Origin of the sequence: Bacillus sp. 0209A (genome assembly GCF_036765095.1) — a bacterium.
Taxonomy (GTDB): domain Bacteria; phylum Bacillota; class Bacilli; order Bacillales; family Bacillaceae; genus Bacillus; species Bacillus subtilis_G.
Genome location: NZ_JBAIZV010000001.1, coordinates 113,117 through 132,167, shown reverse-complemented (window position 1 = coordinate 132,167; position 19,051 = coordinate 113,117). Strand labels below are relative to the sequence as shown.

The 19,051-nt window shown below is 36.6% G+C and carries 21 protein-coding genes and 3 pseudogenes; 17 read left to right on the top strand and 7 right to left on the bottom strand.

Annotation, left to right across the window (positions count from 1 at the left end; all coding sequences use genetic code 11):
- Positions 1-83 precede the first annotated feature (83 nt).
- The 8 genes from hflX to V6D44_RS00485 all read left to right on the top strand — a co-directional run bounded on the left by hflX (position 84) and on the right by V6D44_RS00485 (position 6,828).
- Positions 84-1,346: a GTPase HflX gene (gene hflX, locus V6D44_RS00520; RefSeq protein WP_087991488.1), complete on the top strand. Its 1,263-nt coding sequence runs from the start codon at positions 84-86 to the stop codon at positions 1,344-1,346.
- 17 nt (positions 1,347-1,363) lie between these two features.
- Positions 1,364-2,629, top strand: a complete 1,266-nt coding sequence (locus V6D44_RS00515) for a methionine gamma-lyase family protein (protein WP_087991490.1) — start codon at positions 1,364-1,366, stop codon at positions 2,627-2,629.
- Positions 2,630-2,738: 109 nt separating this feature from the next.
- Complete coding sequence (gene glnR / locus V6D44_RS00510) at positions 2,739-3,146, top strand: transcriptional repressor GlnR (protein WP_003238341.1); 408 nt, start codon at positions 2,739-2,741, stop codon at positions 3,144-3,146.
- Between the two features lie 58 nt (positions 3,147-3,204).
- The gene (gene glnA / locus V6D44_RS00505; protein WP_087991491.1) at positions 3,205-4,539 is read left to right on the top strand and encodes a type I glutamate--ammonia ligase; all 1,335 of its coding nucleotides are present in this window, start codon (positions 3,205-3,207) and stop codon (positions 4,537-4,539) included.
- Between the two features lie 407 nt (positions 4,540-4,946).
- On the top strand, positions 4,947-5,315 hold the full coding sequence (locus tag V6D44_RS00500) for a hypothetical protein (RefSeq protein WP_242519857.1): 369 nt from the start codon (positions 4,947-4,949) through the stop codon (positions 5,313-5,315).
- 256 nt (positions 5,316-5,571) lie between these two features.
- Positions 5,572-5,880, top strand: coding sequence for a hypothetical protein (locus V6D44_RS00495; RefSeq protein WP_333516211.1), 309 nt, complete (start codon positions 5,572-5,574; stop codon positions 5,878-5,880).
- Positions 5,873-6,148 (top strand): DUF2651 family protein, encoded by a 276-nt coding sequence (locus V6D44_RS00490; RefSeq protein ID WP_253269115.1) that lies wholly within the window; start codon positions 5,873-5,875, stop codon positions 6,146-6,148. Before V6D44_RS00495 ends, V6D44_RS00490 begins: the two co-directional genes overlap by 8 nt.
- A gap of 461 nt (positions 6,149-6,609) precedes the next feature.
- Positions 6,610-6,828 carry a YolD-like family protein gene (locus tag V6D44_RS00485; RefSeq protein ID WP_242519856.1) on the top strand — a complete coding sequence of 73 codons (219 nt, stop codon included), beginning with the start codon at positions 6,610-6,612 and terminating at the stop codon, positions 6,826-6,828.
- A 369-nt stretch (positions 6,829-7,197) separates the two neighbouring features.
- Here the strand turns inward: V6D44_RS00485 and V6D44_RS00480 are convergent, their stop codons facing one another.
- Positions 7,198-7,482 (bottom strand): hypothetical protein, encoded by a 285-nt coding sequence (locus tag V6D44_RS00480; protein ID WP_202327649.1) that lies wholly within the window; start codon positions 7,480-7,482, stop codon positions 7,198-7,200.
- Positions 7,483-7,576: 94 nt separating this feature from the next.
- Here V6D44_RS00480 and V6D44_RS00475 point away from each other — a divergent pair, with 94 nt between their 5' ends.
- Complete coding sequence (locus V6D44_RS00475) at positions 7,577-8,449, top strand: PhzF family phenazine biosynthesis protein (RefSeq protein WP_202327648.1); 873 nt, start codon at positions 7,577-7,579, stop codon at positions 8,447-8,449.
- A gap of 453 nt (positions 8,450-8,902) precedes the next feature.
- On the opposite strand, the pseudogene V6D44_RS00470 reads toward V6D44_RS00475, so the two are convergent.
- The 4 genes and pseudogenes from V6D44_RS00470 to V6D44_RS00455 form a co-directional block, all read right to left on the bottom strand.
- Positions 8,903-8,977: pseudogene (locus V6D44_RS00470) on the bottom strand (hypothetical protein); the annotation flags it as partial.
- Positions 8,978-9,023: 46 nt separating this feature from the next.
- Positions 9,024-9,698 (bottom strand): SOS response-associated peptidase, encoded by a 675-nt coding sequence (locus V6D44_RS00465; protein WP_202327647.1) that lies wholly within the window; start codon positions 9,696-9,698, stop codon positions 9,024-9,026.
- Positions 9,699-9,918: 220 nt separating this feature from the next.
- The gene (locus tag V6D44_RS00460) at positions 9,919-10,284 is read right to left on the bottom strand and encodes a hypothetical protein (RefSeq protein ID WP_202327646.1); all 366 of its coding nucleotides are present in this window, start codon (positions 10,282-10,284) and stop codon (positions 9,919-9,921) included.
- Positions 10,285-10,304: 20 nt separating this feature from the next.
- Positions 10,305-10,427, bottom strand: a pseudogene (locus V6D44_RS00455) (SAR2788 family putative toxin); the annotation flags it as partial.
- 43 nt (positions 10,428-10,470) lie between these two features.
- Here V6D44_RS00455 and V6D44_RS00450 point away from each other — a divergent pair.
- Positions 10,471-10,623 (top strand): hypothetical protein, encoded by a 153-nt coding sequence (locus V6D44_RS00450; RefSeq protein WP_242519855.1) that lies wholly within the window; start codon positions 10,471-10,473, stop codon positions 10,621-10,623.
- Positions 10,624-10,662: 39 nt separating this feature from the next.
- On the opposite strand, the gene V6D44_RS00445 is transcribed toward V6D44_RS00450, so the two are convergent.
- The gene (locus V6D44_RS00445) at positions 10,663-10,896 is read right to left on the bottom strand and encodes a hypothetical protein (protein WP_148961745.1); all 234 of its coding nucleotides are present in this window, start codon (positions 10,894-10,896) and stop codon (positions 10,663-10,665) included.
- Positions 10,897-10,968: 72 nt separating this feature from the next.
- On the opposite strand from V6D44_RS00445, the pseudogene V6D44_RS00440 reads away from it, so the two are divergent.
- The 7 genes and pseudogenes from V6D44_RS00440 to xynB all read left to right on the top strand — a co-directional run bounded on the left by V6D44_RS00440 (position 10,969) and on the right by xynB (position 17,739).
- Positions 10,969-11,273: pseudogene (locus V6D44_RS00440) on the top strand (hypothetical protein).
- 59 nt (positions 11,274-11,332) lie between these two features.
- The gene (locus V6D44_RS00435; protein WP_333516210.1) at positions 11,333-11,731 is read left to right on the top strand and encodes a UPF0715 family protein; all 399 of its coding nucleotides are present in this window, start codon (positions 11,333-11,335) and stop codon (positions 11,729-11,731) included.
- Positions 11,732-11,855: 124 nt separating this feature from the next.
- On the top strand, positions 11,856-12,020 hold the full coding sequence (locus V6D44_RS00430; protein ID WP_202327644.1) for a hypothetical protein: 165 nt from the start codon (positions 11,856-11,858) through the stop codon (positions 12,018-12,020).
- Positions 12,021-12,262: 242 nt separating this feature from the next.
- Entirely contained in the window at positions 12,263-12,712 is a 450-nt protein-coding gene (locus tag V6D44_RS00425; protein WP_253269160.1) for a hypothetical protein, read from the top strand.
- Positions 12,713-13,477: 765 nt separating this feature from the next.
- The gene (locus tag V6D44_RS00420; RefSeq protein ID WP_087993895.1) at positions 13,478-13,963 is read left to right on the top strand and encodes a hypothetical protein; all 486 of its coding nucleotides are present in this window, start codon (positions 13,478-13,480) and stop codon (positions 13,961-13,963) included.
- Between the two features lie 740 nt (positions 13,964-14,703).
- Complete coding sequence (locus tag V6D44_RS00415) at positions 14,704-16,095, top strand: MFS transporter (RefSeq protein ID WP_253269116.1); 1,392 nt, start codon at positions 14,704-14,706, stop codon at positions 16,093-16,095.
- Between the two features lie 42 nt (positions 16,096-16,137).
- The gene (gene xynB, locus V6D44_RS00410) at positions 16,138-17,739 is read left to right on the top strand and encodes a xylan 1,4-beta-xylosidase (RefSeq protein ID WP_087993897.1); all 1,602 of its coding nucleotides are present in this window, start codon (positions 16,138-16,140) and stop codon (positions 17,737-17,739) included.
- A gap of 151 nt (positions 17,740-17,890) precedes the next feature.
- On the opposite strand, the gene xylR is transcribed toward xynB, so the two are convergent.
- On the bottom strand, positions 17,891-19,042 hold the full coding sequence (xylR, locus tag V6D44_RS00405) for a transcriptional repressor XylR (protein ID WP_253269117.1): 1,152 nt from the start codon (positions 19,040-19,042) through the stop codon (positions 17,891-17,893).
- Positions 19,043-19,051 lie beyond the last annotated feature (9 nt).

Here is a 19,051-nt window from a genome sequence, read left to right as displayed (position 1 = left end):
AAAGCAGTCGATTTGTGGTATACACATGCAGGGTTTGGTATGATAATACTACTGCCCAATATGCAAAAGAAAGGAACATCCATTTGAACGAACAGGAAACAAGACAGGAAAAAGCCATTTTAGTCGGATGTCAGCTGCCGCATATCACGGATGAGCATTTTGAAAATTCTATGGAAGAGCTTGCATCTCTGACAAAAACAGCAGACGGAACCGTATTGACCAGCGTCACTCAAAAAAGGAACAGGGCTGACGCCGCTACATATATAGGAAAAGGAAAGGTAGAAGAGCTGAAGGCATTGGTGGAAGAGCTTGAAGCTGATCTCCTTATTTTTAATGATGAGCTATCGCCAAGTCAATTGAAGTCATTGGCAACTGCAATTGAAGTGAAAATGATTGACCGCACGCAATTGATATTAGATATTTTCGCAAAGCGGGCGAGAACGAGAGAAGGCAAACTCCAGATTGAACTGGCTCAGCTGCAATATGCACTTCCGCGTCTGACGGGGCAAGGAATTAATCTCTCCCGGCAAGGCGGAGGAATCGGGGCGAGAGGTCCCGGGGAAACAAAACTGGAAACTGACCGCCGCCATATCAGAAATCGTATTCATGAAATCAACACACAGCTCTCGACTGTCACTCGCCATAGAAGCCGATACCGTGAAAGAAGAAAGAAAAATGGCGTGCTTCAAATTGCGCTTGTCGGATACACAAACGCAGGGAAATCTACATGGTTCAATCGCTTGACAAGTGCAGACAGTTATGAAGAAGACCTTCTGTTTGCCACACTGGACCCGATGACCAGAAAAATGGTCCTGCCAAGCGGCTACAGCGTACTTCTGTCAGATACAGTAGGATTTATTCAGGATCTTCCGACGACACTGATTGCTGCATTTCGGTCAACGCTTGAGGAAGTCAAAGAAGCGGATTTGATCCTGCATTTGATTGATTCCTCAAATGAGGATTACCCGGGACACGAAAAAACGGTGCTTCGGTTGCTTGAGGAACTTGAAGCCGATGACATCCCTATGCTGACGGCTTACAATAAGCGTGATCAAAAGCTGCCTGATTTTATTCCGACGGCCGGGAGAGATCACATTATGGTCAGTGCGAAATTTGAGGAAGACGCCTATACGTTTAAAGAAGCGATTCAGCGCTATTTGCGCCAAGAACTGTTAACATCTTTTGAAGCACGTGTGCCGGCAAGTGAAGGGAAGCTTCTTTCTAGAATCAAATCGGAAACGATGGTTGACCGGTTCTGCTTTGATGAAGAAAATGAACGGTACGACATATCAGGCTATGTACAAGAAGAGCAAAGCATCATCGGTGAATTAAAGAAGTATATGTAGGAAGGAAATACAAAAACATGTTTGACACATTAACACACGGAGAATTATTGAAAAAAACGGCAATGGAAGTGGAAGCGGACATTGCCGGCGTTCATAAACAAATAGAAGAAATCAGTGAGCGCAATGAATGGAGAGTGCTTCAAAGCTATAGAAAACACAAAGTAAGCGACACTCATTTCACGCCGTCTACTGGATACGGCTATGATGATATCGGAAGAGATACGCTTGAAAGCATTTATGCGGATGTGTTTGGCGGAGAAGCGGGATTGGTAAGACCGCAAATTATCTCAGGCACACACGCCATTTCGATTGCTCTTTTCGGTGTTCTCAGACCGGGGGACGAGCTCCTTTATATAACGGGCAAGCCATATGATACGCTAGAAGAAATTGTGGGCGTCAGAGGCGGAGAAAACGCTGGATCATTAAAGGATTTTCAAATCGGCTACAATGCGGTTGATCTGACGGAAGACGGTAAAATAGACTATGATGCAGTCGCCGCTGCGATCAATCCGAAGACGAAAGTAATCGGCATTCAGCGCTCAAAGGGATATGCGAATCGTCCTTCTTTCTTAATCAGTGAAATAAAAGAAATGATCCGTTTCGTAAAAGAAATCAATGAAAACCTGGTCGTATTTGTGGACAATTGTTACGGTGAATTTGTAGAAGAGCTTGAGCCTTGCCATGTCGGAGCCGATCTGATGGCGGGATCTCTCATTAAAAATCCCGGCGGAGGCCTTGCGAAAACAGGAGGCTATCTCGTCGGAAAAGCGAAATGGATTGAAGCTTGCTCATACCGTATGACGTCACCGGGCATCGGCAGGGAAGCAGGGGCATCTCTTTATTCGCTCCAAGAAATGTATCAAGGCTTCTTTTTGGCGCCTCACGTTGTGTCCCAAAGTTTAAAGGGAGCTGTGTTTACAGCAAGGTTCCTAGAAAAACTAAGCTTTACTTCAAACCCGAAATGGGATGCGAAAAGAACGGATTTGATTCAATCTGTTGAGTTTTCTGACAGAGAAAAAATGATTGCCTTTTGCCAGGCGATTCAATATGCCTCACCGATCAATGCGCACGTTACGCCTTATCCGGCCTACATGCCGGGATATGAAGATGATGTCATTATGGCAGCAGGCACATTTATCCAAGGAGCAAGCATCGAATTATCAGCAGATGGCCCTATCCGCCCGCCGTATGTAGCGTATGTTCAGGGAGGATTAACCTATTCTCATGTGAAGAATGCCATCTGCAGTGCAGTGGATTCACTCATGGAAAAGAAATTAATTTAAATTTTTTAAAAATTTCACTGAATTTGATGTTAAGAATCCTTACATCTTATTGACACAAAATATAACATCACCTATAATGAAACTAAGTTAAGAAAAGGAGGAAATTGAGATGAGTGATAATATTCGCCGCTCAATGCCTTTATTTCCAATAGGAATTGTCATGCAGTTAACTGAGTTATCAGCAAGACAAATTCGATATTATGAGGAAAATGGACTGATATTTCCAGCGAGAAGCGAAGGGAATAGACGATTATTTTCGTTCCATGATGTAGATAAACTGTTAGAAATCAAGCACCTGATAGAACAAGGTGTAAACATGGCAGGGATTAAACAAATTCTGGCGAAAGCAGAAGCCGAACCAGAGCAAAAACAAAACGAGAAGACGAAAAAACCAATGAAACATGATCTGTCCGATGACGAACTGAGACAGCTCCTGAAAAACGAGCTCATGCAAGCCGGCCGTTTTCAACGAGGGAATACATTCCGCCAAGGCGACATGTCCCGCTTCTTTCATTAATCCGTTAGCAACTGTTTTGCTATATACATTTACCTTTTAAGAGGAGGAGTTTTACGAAATGGCAAAGTACACTAGAGAAGATATCGTAAAATTAGTCAAAGAAGAAAACGTGAAGTATATCCGTCTTCAGTTTACTGACATTCTTGGAACAATCAAGAACGTTGAAATTCCTGTAAGCCAGCTTGAAAAAGCGCTTGATAATAAAGTCATGTTTGACGGTTCTTCTATTGAAGGATTCGTTCGCATCGAAGAGTCAGACATGTACCTGTATCCAGATCTGAATACATTTGTTATCTTCCCATGGACAGCTGAAAAAGGTAAAGTAGCACGTTTCATCTGTGATATCTACAATCCGGATGGTACACCTTTCGAAGGTGACCCGCGAAACAATTTAAAACGGATTCTGAAAGAAATGGAAGACCTCGGCTTCAGTGATTTCAACCTCGGACCTGAGCCTGAATTCTTCTTATTCAAATTAGACGAAAAAGGCGAGCCGACGCTTGAACTAAACGACAAAGGCGGATATTTCGACTTGGCTCCAACTGACTTGGGAGAAAACTGCCGCCGTGATATCGTACTTGAGCTTGAAGAGATGGGCTTTGAAATCGAAGCGTCTCACCATGAAGTTGCGCCTGGCCAGCACGAAATCGACTTTAAATATGCTGGTGCTGTCCGCTCTTGTGACGACATCCAAACGTTTAAACTAGTTGTCAAAACAATTGCCCGCAAACACGGTCTGCATGCGACATTTATGCCAAAACCGTTGTTCGGTGTGAACGGTTCCGGTATGCACTGCAATCTATCACTCTTCAAAGATGGCGTTAACTCATTCTATGACGAAAACGCTGATCTTCAGTTAAGTGAAACAGCGAAACACTTCATTGCAGGTATCGTGAAGCACGCAACAAGCTTTACAGCAGTAACAAACCCGACTGTGAACTCTTACAAACGTCTTGTCCCTGGCTATGAAGCACCTTGCTACGTAGCATGGAGCGCGCAAAACAGAAGCCCGCTTATCCGTATCCCGGCTTCCCGCGGCATCAGCACACGTGTTGAAGTACGCAGCGTAGACCCAGCTGCTAACCCGTACCTTGCACTCAGCGTATTGCTTGCTGCAGGCTTAGACGGAATCAAAAACAAACTGGAAGCGCCAGCTCCAATCGACCGCAACATCTACGTGATGAACAAAGAAGAGCGCATGGAAAACGGAATCGTCGACCTTCCAGCAACACTTGCGGAAGCGCTAGAAGAATTCAAATCAAACGAAGTCATGGTCAAAGCGCTAGGCGAGCACCTATTCGAACATTTCATCGAGTCAAAAGAAATCGAATGGGATATGTTCCGCACACAAGTTCATCCTTGGGAACGCGAACAGTATATGTCTCAGTATTAATCTTTCAATCCCTTGGCACTATTGGTGTCAGGGGATTTTTTGATTTTGATTAATAGAATGAGAAATTAGCATTTTTGGTCAATGACCAAATTATGACCAAAAATATTTGAAATTAGAAATCTAACTCTACGATTGAGGACATAAAACATTACAAATTTAGAAGCATTGGTGTATTTATTACACAACCTATAGGAGGTAATAAATGAGAGTCATTTGGGAGAACATTGAATATGATCCTTTTAAGGTTAATGGACATCAGTGAAGATGAATTTAACTTTGCCTTAAGAATATAAAAAATTGATCATAACAAAATGGTGGATTGATTTAATTTTAATGCGTTCCCAAGAAATCAGGAAACATCTTGGTCAGACGACCATATTGAAGTTGAGGGGCTACCACAAAAACTGTTGTTCATACAGGGAGATGGACACAAATGGGTTGTATTAGATTATCGCCAAACTAATGAGAATACACCTGTACAGTATTTTGACCTTGAATTAAATACAGACTTTAGGATTGCAGACTTATTTAATGAATTTTTATCTAAGCTATACACATATGAATGCGAAGATGAAATTCATGAATACGATAACTTAGATTTTGATGAAATTCATACTATTGATCTAAATGATCCTGATGCTATACAGAAAGAAGAAGTCGAAGACCTAGAGTGGATACTGCACATTCTTACTGAAAATGCCATAGGAGCAAAAGGTGATATGGGTTTTGAATTGGCTGATGTATTGATGTCAATTGTTTCTTCGTACACACACTAAATAAAGTCGAACAATTTAAGAACTATAGTTTGAGAAGCTGCTCAGGAGGTAGGAAAGTCCAAAAACGAAGATACTGAGATGATATTGGATCAACTTAAAGACTTCATGTAAAACAAACTTTAATTTCCTCTCTTGTTTATTCTTAATATCATCTTGACAAGAATGGTAATATGTTAAAATACTAAGAAAAGAAGGAATGAATGAAAAAACTATACAGAAGACTAAGACATTCGTTTTGAGTTAGTTTCTGCCGATCATGTTTTGGTATATTCATATTATCATTGCTGTCTCATACAATGGAAAAGTTAGCTTTTTTGATGAAAATCTAAATAAGAAAACATCTTTCAAATTCTATGCGGGCAATAGTGAAATGTTATTGAATGATATTAAATTTGATGATAGTAAAATGTACGTCCTTATCAAAGGGTTTGACATGCAAAAAGAGAATGTCTTAGGGGAAATAACCTCCTATGACTTAAAATCAGGGAAAAAGGTTAATACAACACCATTAAAAGCAAAAAAAGAATGGGAAATTGCACGTTTTGAATTATTGCATAATGAATAAGATTAGGAGGATATCTCATTTGGGTGGTCCTGCATTTTTAATACTACTTGTACTGCCGGCTGTATCATTTATCTTAGGGATAATAGGATACTTTATCTTCAAAAGAGTATGGATAACAACCTTGATTATATTTGTACTCTCTTTAGTTTTTATGCTAATTGAAATAGGGTTAGAGCCGACTTTTTTGATCTGGGTGACTATCATGACAGTTGTATGTTTTATATCTGGAATTCTAACTAAATCCATTGCAATTTTAATTAGAGGATGATAGCAGAAGCGAAGCGTTGCGATAACTTTGACAGCATTTTTGTCGTACATTTCTTTCAATGAAACCCTAAGTAATATGGCAACTTGATTTGCTCCTAATTAACCACCCCCTTTTATAAGGGAGTTTTATTTATTACCAACATTTACATCGAACCTTTGTTCTTGTTTGTGGTGAATAGAGAACATTTGTTCTGTTAATATTAGATCAATAAAGGAGTGAGCGATATGCTTAGAGATCGAGGAACAATCAAATTTATATTCAATGTCAAGAACTTAATTTAAAACCCAGTTTCGGGAAGTCTTTTTATATAATGTCACACAAAATGTAATGGAAAAGTAGGCGTTTTAAGGTGATTCGTGACAGAGGTCGTATTAAGTGGGTTTCCATGGTGTTACCTAAATATGTAAAATTACTAAGGGAATATAATGAAAGTTTAGATAAAGTCAAAAAAACGGTTTTGGATGAACAAAAAATCTGAAGAATTTAATGAAATTATCTGCGGGGCTATGGAAGGGAACATTATTCTACAATTCACCTTCTATCAAAAAGGGGAAATGAAGAAACTTGTCGGTAATATTCATTATATCGACCAGCTAAAAAGAGAATTGCGAATTGTTGATTACTCGACTAAAAAACATATTTTAAAATTAGGAGATATTATTGAAATTGAGCAATATTAAGAAAATTAGAAATGCAAACTTAATAAGGGGTAGCGTAAGGTCAGGAAAATGCTAATATTTAAAAGCCCAATTTCTAAGTATTGAATTTGAAAAATTGGGCTTTTTTCACTCCGCAATCGCGCCCTTTTGCTTAACAAAGTTGCGATCTTCATATAGTGCTTATAGACAAGAGGGTATTCCAACAGAGGTATTGCCATGGAGTTATCAGTTGATTAGCTTGGTAATTGAAGATGAATTGAAGATGATGATAGAATCAATGAAAGACGTATTAGAAAACGTCCTTCAAGTTGAAAACACCTTAAAAAACAGTGACTATAAACAGTTATTCTTCCTATTAAATCTGCCTAAAGATAACTGGCCAAGTTTAAATCAGCGACTGACATTCGTTAAATTACTTCCCCATTCTCCGTTTGGGGTTAACCAACTTATTATTCTATCCTCAAGCAGATCACCAACAACTTCTTCATATTTTTTTCGATAAGGATTTGGCAATTCTTCCTGTAACCAACTGTCTTTTGTACCTTGCCAGATTTCATAAAAAATAAAGTTGTACCGTTTCACCCCTTTGGATTGGTTATCTAAAGGGGTGTTTTTATATTGAAAGAAAAAGAACATCTGAAGTTGAAAGTGGATTAAAAAACTGTTGAGTGACAATAGAGTTGTTCCGTTAAAGGGCCATATTGTTGAAGATTAACTAGGAAGGAAAATGATGTTAAAATGAAGCTTAAAGCAAAGGGGGGTTAGAAAATTGTGTTATGAAGTTGTAAATACAACAGTGTTTTCTCTGGAAAACGGTGGAGGTAACCCGTGTCCTGTTGTTTTGAATGCAGATAGTTTAACAACAGATAAAATGCAAAAGATGACAAAGGATTTTGCTCATGAATCAGCCTTCGTTTTAAAATCAACTCGTTCTGATTGTGATGTAAAGATTCGTTTCTTTGTTCCATTACATGAGATGGAAATGTGCATCCATGCGACTATAGGAAGCATTACAGTTCTCGTTAACCGAGGTATGATAAAACATTCACCGACTATAGTGGAGACAATGTTAGGGCCTGTTAAAGTTGAATGGGAAGTAAAAGGATCGAATTTAGATGTTAATGTTGAACAATTCTCCCCCAAATTTTTGAATGTAAATCCTACAGTAGAAGAAATATGTAAAGCATTATGTATTGGAATAGATGACATAAATAATTTTCCTATTCAATCTGTCTCTACGTCTCGTTATAAACTAATTATTCCTTTAAAAAGGGTGAGAACTCTTAACAATCTTAAACCTAATTTTGAATACCTTTGGAAATTATGTGATGAGTTTAACACTACTGGGTTTTATCCTTTTGCCATTGAGCAGGAAAGCAAGCAATATGTCCAGGCACGTCAATTTCCTAAGAGAGCTGGATACAACGAAGATCCGGCAACTGGTGTAGCCGCATCTGCATTAGGGGCATATTTAACCGAAAATAAGGTGTTCTACCCGTTAAAAGATGGTTGGAACAGCTATAAGATTATTCAAGGAGTCGCTATGGGGCGACCTAGTATTATTAAATCCGAAACTTTTATACAAGAAAGCAAAATTATTAGAACCCGAGTAAAAGGAAACGCAATAGAAAAACTCTGTTAATGGTCTTCAACAAACGGGCGCGATTGTTGAACAACATAGGTAGAAAATGATTAATCTTTATTATAAAAACCAAACTAAAATCTAATGAAGAAGAAGCCATTTTGATCAATCTTTTTTCAAAATGGCTTCTATTTATTTATCGTAAAATAAGGATTTGTAAGGTATTTTTGCTCAAACCTTATTTCAAAGCTACATTTTTAAATTAACATAGATTACCTAAATGCAGTATTTAAACTTTCGAAGTTTAGCGGCGTTGGTCCCGGGCGGCATGAAACCACTACCCCCTAATCATTTATTATCATTGAGAAATTTCTGTACAAATATATTCGTTAACATCGGTTATTTATGTACAGTGAAATAATTATGTACACGTAATGAATTAGGTAAAAACGCATGTTATATAAGTACGTGGATATATTTTTTAATATTGTACATTACCATTTATTGAGATACTTTATGCTCAGTGATATAGCTACCGTCGTCAAATGGTTCCTTTATTGAATGCAATAGCATTGGCGATACAAACAAAATATCACCTCCTACTTAGATATATAAAGCGATATGGCAGTGGTACTTAATGGGATTCAATGAGCTCAGGTGAATTGTTTTTAGGTGAATTCACTAAAGATGAAACTTGGTATGCTTCCATGTCATCAGCATCATAAGGCTGCAGTAAACTTGGTAGATAGTCAGGATCAGTATTTTTAGGATTGAGCCATTCCTTTTCGTTGTCATGAGTTAGGATAACGGGCATTCGATCATGTATGCCTTCCATAAGCTCATTAGGCTTTGTAGTAATGATTGTGCAAGTATATAAAGGATTACCTTCTGGAGTTTTCCACTTCTCATATAATCCGGCAAAAGCAAAGAGATTGGATGATTTAAGCTTAATCCGCATAGGAATCTTAGTCTTTGGATCAAGGCGTTTCCATTCATAAAAACTGTCAGCCGGTATGATACAACGTTTGCTTACGAGCGGCTTTCGAAAGCTGGGTTTCTCGGACAATGTTTCAGCACGAGCATTAATCATTTTATAGCCGATCTTTTCGTCTTTAGCCCAAGGAGGGATAAGACCCCATCTAAGTTTGTCCAGCCGGTTGTTAGATCCGTCATTGATGATTGTCAGGATGTTTTGTGATGGAGCGACATTATAGCTTGGGTAATATTCATCTTCAGACAAAAATTGATCTATGTTGAACTGTTCGATGATGTCATCAAACTCAGAGAATAAAGTGAACCTGCCACACATGTTCATCATCCTTTAGGGTTTTTGAATATTGTACAGGCTTGATACACGAAAATCAAAAAGGAGGAATGTGATGCAGCAAACGGTTGAGGTTAAAGAAGTTGAAGTGTTGATTAGGGGAATATGAAGAAAGAAAAAGTTCACTGATATTTATACATTCAACAGTTTTCTGGTAGACTGTACTATAATAAGAAAGCCCCCAAAATTGGGGCTTGAATCTGCGTTAATAACCATTAAATCCCTTAATTTCAAATTTTTCTGTATCGAGATTTAGGCTATTCAATTGCTTTAACAACACTTCAAATTTTAAGCAGTCACCGTTTCTTAATTCTTCTGGAATATCTTCAGGATTTGCAATTTTCATTCCATTCTCAATCCACTGTTTTCGGTATAACTGAATTGCAGCTTCAACTAAGTGATCTGGAGTTACTATAAAACCTAAGCTTACGTCATGATCTTCACTGTAGCCGTATTCAAAATCGCAACAAGGGCAGATATCAAATGTTTTTTGATACTCACCATCATTGTTTAAGGGGTTGTGAATTAATCCTTTATATCCGCAAATTAAACATGTATATAATTTTGCCATAGCAATCCCTCTTTAAGTTCCTATTTATTTTTATAATAATTATAACCAGCTTTTTTATTTGGATGTTTTGGCTTGAAGTAAGTTATTATAGTATCTTTATTTCCTTGTCGTTCTACAGATAAGAATTCATTTGTCTTCTTATTACTTCTGGGGGATGGGTCATCTTACTTAGCGGGTTTAGCAAATATGGTTATTTTAGGAGAATATCCTGTTGTTTATTTTAAAGATCGTAAAGAGTTTAAAATGGCCGGGGCGACACTAATGACACGCCACAATGTTACAATTTATGAAGACAAAGATCGCAAGAAAAGAGGTGGCCCAAAAGCTGCTGATAAATAAGTTTAAACAAAAAAACCTTCCAGAAAGGGAGGATTAATACTACATATTGACTAAAGTGTAAGTCAATGAAACGATGAATAATAAATACGAAATATAAGAAATTGCTTTTGAAGAACTTGTTTTATGTCTTTGGAATGTATAAATAAGTGCAAAACCTAGGAAGAAAACTGTTACAAACCAAGAAGTGTATTGTGGAAAGATGGCGACCAGTAAAACCATGATTGTTGAAAAAATAAATGATGAGTAATGAGTAACTTTATGATCATTATTCAAAGAAATCACCTCTACAAATTTTTACCCAATTTAGTGTGTATTAAAACATTATATAAAAAGGAGAATAGAAAAATGCCAAACATTATTTCTAAAGAGCAAGATGAAGCAATTTAATACTTTAGAAACAAATTAAATTTATCAGACAAAGACCTATACTTAGAGACAAGAACGAACAATATGCTAACATTCTTTATCAGTTATATAAAGATGATCCGTATTTGTTTATTAGGGCTTTAAAAGAAGGATACGTGGTAAATCAACCAATTGAATTTGATGAGGCCATTGTGCGTTTCTTTAATGGAGAAGAACCGGCTATTGTACATAAAACAATCGGCAGAAGATACAATGTTTGTGATATTTCAAATTGTTTAAGTTAAAACATATATTGTAAGGGATTTTAAGGAAGGATCTAGATAATGTTGTAGAAGCATTCATCATGAAAGGGGTTATAAACATGCAAGTTTTAAGGATCTTTATTGTTCATGTCTTGTCTGCGTTATCAGCTGCTGCTGTTTATGTTTTTGGCATTGATTATGATGGTTACTATCCATACATTCTAATAAGTGCTATTCTCTATATCTTTTATTTAATCTTTGCAACACCTGTTCAATACTTAATAAATCGTAAGCCAAAAAGATTTAGCCTGAAATATTTATTCATATACTTATTCTTTTCCTTCTTAGTATGGTTATTCTTCGCTTTAATCACTGATCCAATGAACACCTTAGGGATTCTATTATCATACGAAATTCACTTATTTGGCATTTCATTTGCTTTTATCTTTTGGGTCTGGGACTCAGTTTTTCTGCAAAACAAGGCAAAGACAGCAATCTAAGTTATCACAATCCACAAACTCATGATACATTTAAGGAATAACGGTGCCATATAAAAAATTGGATTTGACCTCATGAAGAATAATTCAGAATGGCTTTTCTTTATTTTGAAAGGGGTCGAGTAAGGTGAATAGAAAAAAGGATGAAATACAAAGAAAATATAGGGAACAAATGAGAGAGAAGACAGAACAAGAAAAAAAAGATGGCAGTTCACATACTTTTGAGATTGTTGTTGTACTAGCCATCATTATATTGCTGATATTCTTTAATTCAGTATTCAAAGCTTTTTAGATAAAAGAATCGTTAATTGTAAAAATGCAGGCTATTTTTTAAAAAATAGCCCAGTGCAGCCAAACCAATTCTAAGTACTAATGCTTCAATCTTTCTGATTAGAAAAAAAGGGGTTAAATGAGTTTGGGGATATTCACCATATGGAAGAATTTGAGGACTTGAAACTTCAAGGGGCAATTAATGCTTAAATAATGAATCACTACATATTGGGGATATAAAAAATGAAATAGTATAATGAATTTATAAATATAGCTAAAACTCTTAATAAAGAATTAGATATCATTCCATTATTATATGGCTCTTTAGGTCTTGAAAAGGTAACTGGGTTGGATTTTTCCCCAGAAGATATTGATATCCTTATTCCTTTACTTTTTTTAGAGGAAAAGTGGGAAAAACTAAAAAAAATTATGGAACTGCAAGGTTATAAAATGGTTGATTTACATGAGCATGAATTTAAGAAAACTAATACTAATATAGGCATTGCGTACATAGAGGATTTAAAACCATTTGCAGATGTAGACTATAATAACCTAGAGGTTTTTGAAGATTACGGAGCGAGATATCATTTGATAACTATTGATGATTACCTCAAGATTTATAATAATTCTTTGTTAGATGGCTATAGAAGAACAAAGAAGAATAATAAAGACCAAAGTAAAATTAACATATTGAATAAACTGATACAGAATTAATTTCTGTTTTTAATAACAAACTTATGTTTGCAGCAATGCCGCAATGAAGAAGCATTTGATCAAAAGTACAATTTCTAGCACTTTCATTACCAATAAAAGTTTAAAGTGGAATACCAATCTCTCATTAAATAAAATAAGAGTTTTAAAAAACTTATTTGTAAAGTGAAATTTTAGTACGATTAAGCACTAACTATATCTATCTTAGTTGAGAATTATATTCAGCATGCAAAAAATATAGGTGCGGGTTCTTTTGTCTTTTGCTCTTGCCTTCATGAGTGTTTGATAATCAGTTTAAATCATTTGTTCGTTTGCTAATTTTAGACCGTATTCTGACGCTGAATTTTCATCATCTCGCCTGCAGTTTGCGCTTATTCTTAGCAGAAGGTAACTCATCTTTAAAATCTTCTTTTGATATCTAAGGTCGTGACGTCGAGTATACATTTAGAAATCTCTTATTCTGTTAAGACATAATGGAATTTGATATTGAAATAACATTAGCCATGGTCTAAGATTCTTCTATGTAGATAAGTCGGCCTCCTCCAAGCTACCAAGAATACACTCGTTAAAGAAGCAATTTTAATCAAGATCAATTGATTGGTCAGCAATGCCAGCCTAATCTTCATAAAATGATTTTATGTATTGCACTCCTGAAAGCTCGCTATCTAAGCAGTTTTGAATATGTCTCAAATATAAAGTATCCTGTATATACCATAGTTGGTATATCAGCCACAATAGCCGAGAGTTCCCTATAAGGAGGACAACGCTGTGCGGAAAGCTTTAAGACGTTTATTTAAGATACAGAAAAATCAAAGTCCAGACGCTGATGGCTATTTGCATATTCTAGAGAAGGATATAAATCTAGAATTAAAACAAAAAATATATGTGTTGGAAGGCTTAGGGGAAGTAGTAGCAGAAAAACTGCAACGTAAATATACAGATGTTTTTGAAAGTCAGGGCAAACGTAACCTTAGCATCAAAATTTATAGAGATATAGATGGAGATGGGATAAGTGATTTAACAGCTGAGAGGTGCTTGGAAAAAGAATACCGTTCCCAAATCACAATTAATTATGGAATTTTAACAGCCAATGAAGATGAAGATATAGACGCATTTACAATTGATTTATGGTATTACTACGGTGGATTTATAGGAAGCGGTTGTGGAACATTATTCGATTTAAATAATGACTTAGAAAAGGAAATTGAAAAGGTACTAATTTTTTTACTCAATGACAAACAATCTGAGAAATAAGAAGAGAGCCACAAAGGGCTTTCCGTTAACTGGTTATGTTTTTAGCGAATAGAAAAGCCCCTAAGAGAGCTTGGATATTGCATGTACCTTATTATGTGCATGATGAGAAGGTGGAATGATCACTTTATGTTTTTCGGTAACCTGATCCATCTATAGTGGTTGTCATGACGTAAACATTATTCGTGTTTTATTTGCCAAAAGTTTAAATTAAATTTTTGAATGGAAAAATTGTTAAGCTTTCAACCGCCTATACCCGAAAAACATAGAAGAGCAGTCCCTATAGCGGAAAACAAGCCTTTTTTATGAGGAACTTCTTTATAAGTGTTATTCTCTTTATCTGTTATTTAATCTTTGCTGCGCCTGAAAAAGAAGGTGAAATTAATATTTTTCTCAAGTCAATTTAAATTTCACCTGAAAAAAACGTTGAAAAAGCTGAAAGGATTTTATAATATTAAATCAAGTTAGTTTGTTTGGACAACAAACTAATGTGGTGAACTTATAGTTGTCCATACGATAAGTTCTTTTTCAATATGGATGAAAGGGGGGAAGAGGCTCGACAAAAAACAGATGAATTTACTGCTTGCTGATCACTATTTAGATGAGGATAATGCTCAGTAAAGTAAACCACTAAATTGTTTGCACTCTTTTGAAAGCGCTTTTATAAAACGCTGGGCATAAGTCTGGAGATATTTTTCCATTTCTTACTGTTCCATATTAAAGGATCGAAAAGGGGAGTAATCATGCTCAGTGAAAATGTAAAGAAGATTAGGATGGTTGAAAAAGTTGGATATGCGTCTGGGGATTTCGCATGTAATTTAATTTATGCAACGGTGTCTACTTACCTTTTGTTCTTCTATACAGATGTATTTGGTTTATCGGCGGCAACAGCCGGCACGATGTTTTTAGTGGTTAGAATCATTGACGCTCTCGCTGATCCTTTTATTGGAACAATGGTAGACAGAACGAACAGCAGATTTGGACGCTTTAGACCGTATCTATTATTCGGGGCTCTCCCATTTGTCATACTGGCCATACTCTGTTTTACAACTCCAGATTTTTCGGATATGGGAAAATTAATATATGCCTATATCACCTATGTTGGCTTGTCGCTTACATATACAATGATAAACGTTCCATATGGCGCGTTAACTTCTGCAATGACTAGAAATAATCAAGAAGTTGTTAGCATAACATCAGTTCGCATGCTATTTGCAAATCTTGGAGGACTTGTCGTTGCTTTTTTTGTTCCCTTACTGGCTGCCTATTTAAGCGATATTTCCGGTAACGAATCTCTTGGCTGGCAACTAACCATGGGTATTTTGGGTATGATAGGCGGGTTCCTTTTAATCTTTTGTTTTAAAAGCACAAAAGAGCGTGTCACTCTTCGAAAATCTGAAGCGAAAATTAAATTCTCTGATATTTTTGAGCAATTTCATGTAAATCGTCCGCTTGTTGTATTAAGTATTTTCTTTATTATCATTTTCGGAGTGAATTCAATAAGTAATTCAGTTGGCATCTATTACGTGACGTATAACTTAGGAAGAGAGGATTTAGTGAAGTGGTACGGTTTGATAGGGAGCTTGCCTGCATTGGTCATTTTACCGTTTATTCCAAAGCTTCATCAACGATTGGGGAAGAAGAAATTACTAAACTATGCATTATTACTGAATATAATCGGCCTCCTAGCTTTACTGTTTGTTCCGTCAAGTAATATATACCTCATACTCTTCTTTCGATTAATCGCTGCTGCTGGAAGTCTCACTGCCGGGGGATATATGTGGGCGCTCATTCCTGAAACAATAGAATATGGAGAGTATAGGACTGGGAAAAGAATGGGCGGGCTCATATACGCTATCATCGGATTTTTCTTTAAATTTGGCATGGCCTTGGGAGGGGTTGTACCGGGATTGGTTCTAGATAAGTTTGGATATGTGGCAAATCAGGCACAAACGCCGGAGGCATTAACGGGAATTTTAATTACAACTACCATTATTCCCGTGTTCTTACTGGTTTTAGCCATAATTGATATTCATTTCTATAATTTAGATGAGAAAAAATATAAAAACATGGTACGAGAATTAGAGAATAGAGATAAAGTTTATTTGGATAACATTGATGAATTCAAAGCTTAAATATTGATGAGTGAAAAGAAAATAGCTGAGGAGGAGTCCCAAATGAAGATTATCAATCCAGTACTTAAAGGATTCAATCCCGATCCAAGTATTTGTAGGGTAGGAGAGGATTATTATATCGCTGTATCTACATTTGAGTGGTTTCCAGGAGTACAGATACACCACTCAAAAGATTTAGTGAATTGGCACTTAGTTGCACATCCATTACAGAGAGTTTCACAATTAGACATGAAAGGAAACCCTAATTCGGGTGGGGTTTGGGCGCCATGTTTAAGTTATAGCGACGGAAGGTTTTGGCTGATCTATACGGATGTTAAGGTCGTAGATGGCGCTTGGAAAGATTGTCACAATTATTTAGTGACTTGTGAAACGATTAATGGTGACTGGGGAGAACCGATTACATTAAATAGCTCGGGGTTTGATGCATCTTTATTTCATGATACAGATGGAAAAAAGTATTTATTAAATATGTTATGGGATCAGCGTATTGATCGGCACTCATTCGGAGGAATTGTCATACAGGAGTATTCTGATAAGCAGCAAAAATTAATTGGTAAACCGAAAGTTATATTTAAAGGAACGGATAGAAAACTAACAGAAGCTCCGCACCTTTATCATATCGGGAACTATTATTATTTATTAACTGCAGAAGGAGGAACTCGGTTCGAACACGCTGCTACAATTGCCCGTTCTTCAAGCATTGAAGGCCCATATGAAGTTCATCCTGATAATCCACTCTTAACATCGTGGCATGATCCAGGAAATCCACTGCAAAAATGTGGACATGCCTCCATTGTTCAAACACATACAGGTGAGTGGTATTTAGCTCATTTAACGGGACGTCCTATTCATCCTGACGATGATTCCATTTTTCAGCAGAGAGGATATTGTCCATTGGGCAGAGAAACAGCTATTCAAAAACTCTGTTGGAAAGAGGAATGGCCTTATGTAGTAGGTGGAAAAGAAGGAAGCTTGGAGGTAAAAGCCCCTGCTGTATCAGAAAAGATATTTCCAGCAACCTATCCGGAAGTTGATGAATTCAAGGATCCAACATTAAATATTCATTTTCAAACGTTAAGGATCCCGTTTACAAATGAATTAGGTTCATTGACCCAAGTGCCAAATCATTTGCGATTATACGGTCATGAATCATTAACCTCGACATTTACTCAGGCATTTGTAGCCAGACGTTGGCAAAGTCTCCATTTTGAAGCTGAAACTGCAGTTGAGTTTTATCCGGAGAATTTTCAACAAGCCGCCGGATTGGTGAACTATTACAATACTGAGAACTGGACGGCTCTTCAAGTCACGCATGATGAAGAACTTGGCCGTATTCTTGAATTAACAATATGTGATAACTTCTCTTTTTCACAGCCATTAAAAAATAAAATTGTGATTCCTCGTGAGGTAAAGTATATATATCTAAGAGTAAAAATTGAAAAGGAACAGTATTATTATTTCTATTCTTTTAACAAAGAAGATTGGAGAAAAATTGACATTGCATTAGAATCGAAAAAATTATCAGATGATTACATCCGTGGAGGAGGGTTCTTCACAGGTGCCTTTGTAGGAATGCAATGTCAAGATACCAGCGGTAATCATATTCCGGCCGACTTTAGATATTTTCGTTATAAAGAAAAATAATGTACACGTGAAAAAGGAGACTTCTATTGAAGAACTCCTTTTTCATAGGAGAAGGTATCCTTAATAAAATGCTCTTATTCAACATTACACCAACAAAACAAAAACTCATCTTTGAAGATGAGCGTAGAACATAGAGTTTTGTACAATTTAATCATGTAACGATATCTAGAAAATGTTCAATAACAATCGAAGACATTCCTAATGCCGGTGCATTCTTTCCTAAGGAAGATGGCAATAACTCATAGCTATTGGCCAATTGGGAATAAACCCTGGATGACACTTCACTTCTAATTGAATGTAAAACCATTGGATGCGATTCGATTATGCTGTTTCTTAAAATGACGGCTTGTGGGTTGAAAGTATTTAAAATATTGGTAAGGCCTATGCCTAAATAGAATCCAAAATTTTGTAGCGCATTTAAAGTTCCAATATCATTCAGATGGGCGAGGTCTATGATATCTTGAGTGAACACTTTTTTCTCTTTAGTCTGAAGAGATGTTAATAAAGCCTTCTCGGATGCATACAATTCCCAGCATCCTCGGTTTCCGCAACTGCATTTAGGTCCATTAAAGTCTATTGTCATATGTCCCATTTCTCCGGAGAATCCGCTTACACCTCTATATAAATGATTATTGATAATGACACCGATCCCTATTCCTGTACTGATGCTTGCATAAATAATGTTATCGTGATTTTTTGCAGCACCGAATACTTTTTCACCATATGCACCGGCATTTGCCTCATTTTCAATAAAAACAGGAACATTGAACTTCTCTTGGATGAAAGGTTTTAAGTCAATATTTCTCCAGTTGGAGTTCGGAGTGAAAACAATTTTTTGATTTTCATCAATGAGCCCAGGCACGCATATGCCTATACCAATAAGCCCGTACGGAGATTGTGGCATATGTGTCATAAAGTGATGAATCATATTAACTAGAATGTCTTTCGTTATTTCTGGAGAATTGCATTCCAAATGGTGGTGTTGGTCCAGAACGATCGTCCCTTCAAGGTCTGTTAAAATGCCATTAATATAATCTACACCAACGTCTATTCCTACGGAGTATCCAGCCTTTTGATTAAAAACAAGCATGACAGGTCTTCTGCCGCCGCTTGATTGTCCCTGGCCGATTTCAAATACAAGATTTTCTTTCATTAATGTGTTTACCTGTGATGAAACAGTTGATTTATTTAAACCAGTTCTTTCAGATAATTTAGCTCTTGAAATAGGTGAGTTCTTAAGTATTTCTTTTAATAATAATTTTTGATTTACTTTTTTGACAAAGGTTTGATCTGCGATATCCACTTCATCCAC

Excerpts from the sequence above, each read along its gene's own strand:
- V6D44_RS00435 (WP_333516210.1), top strand. The coding sequence starts at position 11,333 with ATGAAAGGGGTTATAAACATGCAAGTTTTAAGGATCTTTATTGTTCAT.
- V6D44_RS00415 (WP_253269116.1), top strand. The coding sequence starts at position 14,704 with ATGCTCAGTGAAAATGTAAAGAAGATTAGGATGGTTGAAAAAGTTGGA.
- V6D44_RS00460 (WP_202327646.1), bottom strand. The coding sequence starts at position 10,284 with ATGGCAAAATTATATACATGTTTAATTTGCGGATATAAAGGATTAATT.
- V6D44_RS00450 (WP_242519855.1), top strand. The coding sequence starts at position 10,471 with ATGGTTATTTTAGGAGAATATCCTGTTGTTTATTTTAAAGATCGTAAA.
- V6D44_RS00485 (WP_242519856.1), top strand. The coding sequence starts at position 6,610 with ATGAACAAAAAATCTGAAGAATTTAATGAAATTATCTGCGGGGCTATG.
- V6D44_RS00490 (WP_253269115.1), top strand. The coding sequence starts at position 5,873 with ATGAATAAGATTAGGAGGATATCTCATTTGGGTGGTCCTGCATTTTTA.
- glnA (WP_087991491.1), top strand. The coding sequence starts at position 3,205 with ATGGCAAAGTACACTAGAGAAGATATCGTAAAATTAGTCAAAGAAGAA.
- glnR (WP_003238341.1), top strand. The coding sequence starts at position 2,739 with ATGAGTGATAATATTCGCCGCTCAATGCCTTTATTTCCAATAGGAATT.
- V6D44_RS00515 (WP_087991490.1), top strand. The coding sequence starts at position 1,364 with ATGTTTGACACATTAACACACGGAGAATTATTGAAAAAAACGGCAATG.
- V6D44_RS00495 (WP_333516211.1), top strand. The coding sequence starts at position 5,572 with ATGTTTTGGTATATTCATATTATCATTGCTGTCTCATACAATGGAAAA.
- xynB (WP_087993897.1), top strand. The coding sequence starts at position 16,138 with ATGAAGATTATCAATCCAGTACTTAAAGGATTCAATCCCGATCCAAGT.
- V6D44_RS00465 (WP_202327647.1), bottom strand. The coding sequence starts at position 9,698 with ATGTGTGGCAGGTTCACTTTATTCTCTGAGTTTGATGACATCATCGAA.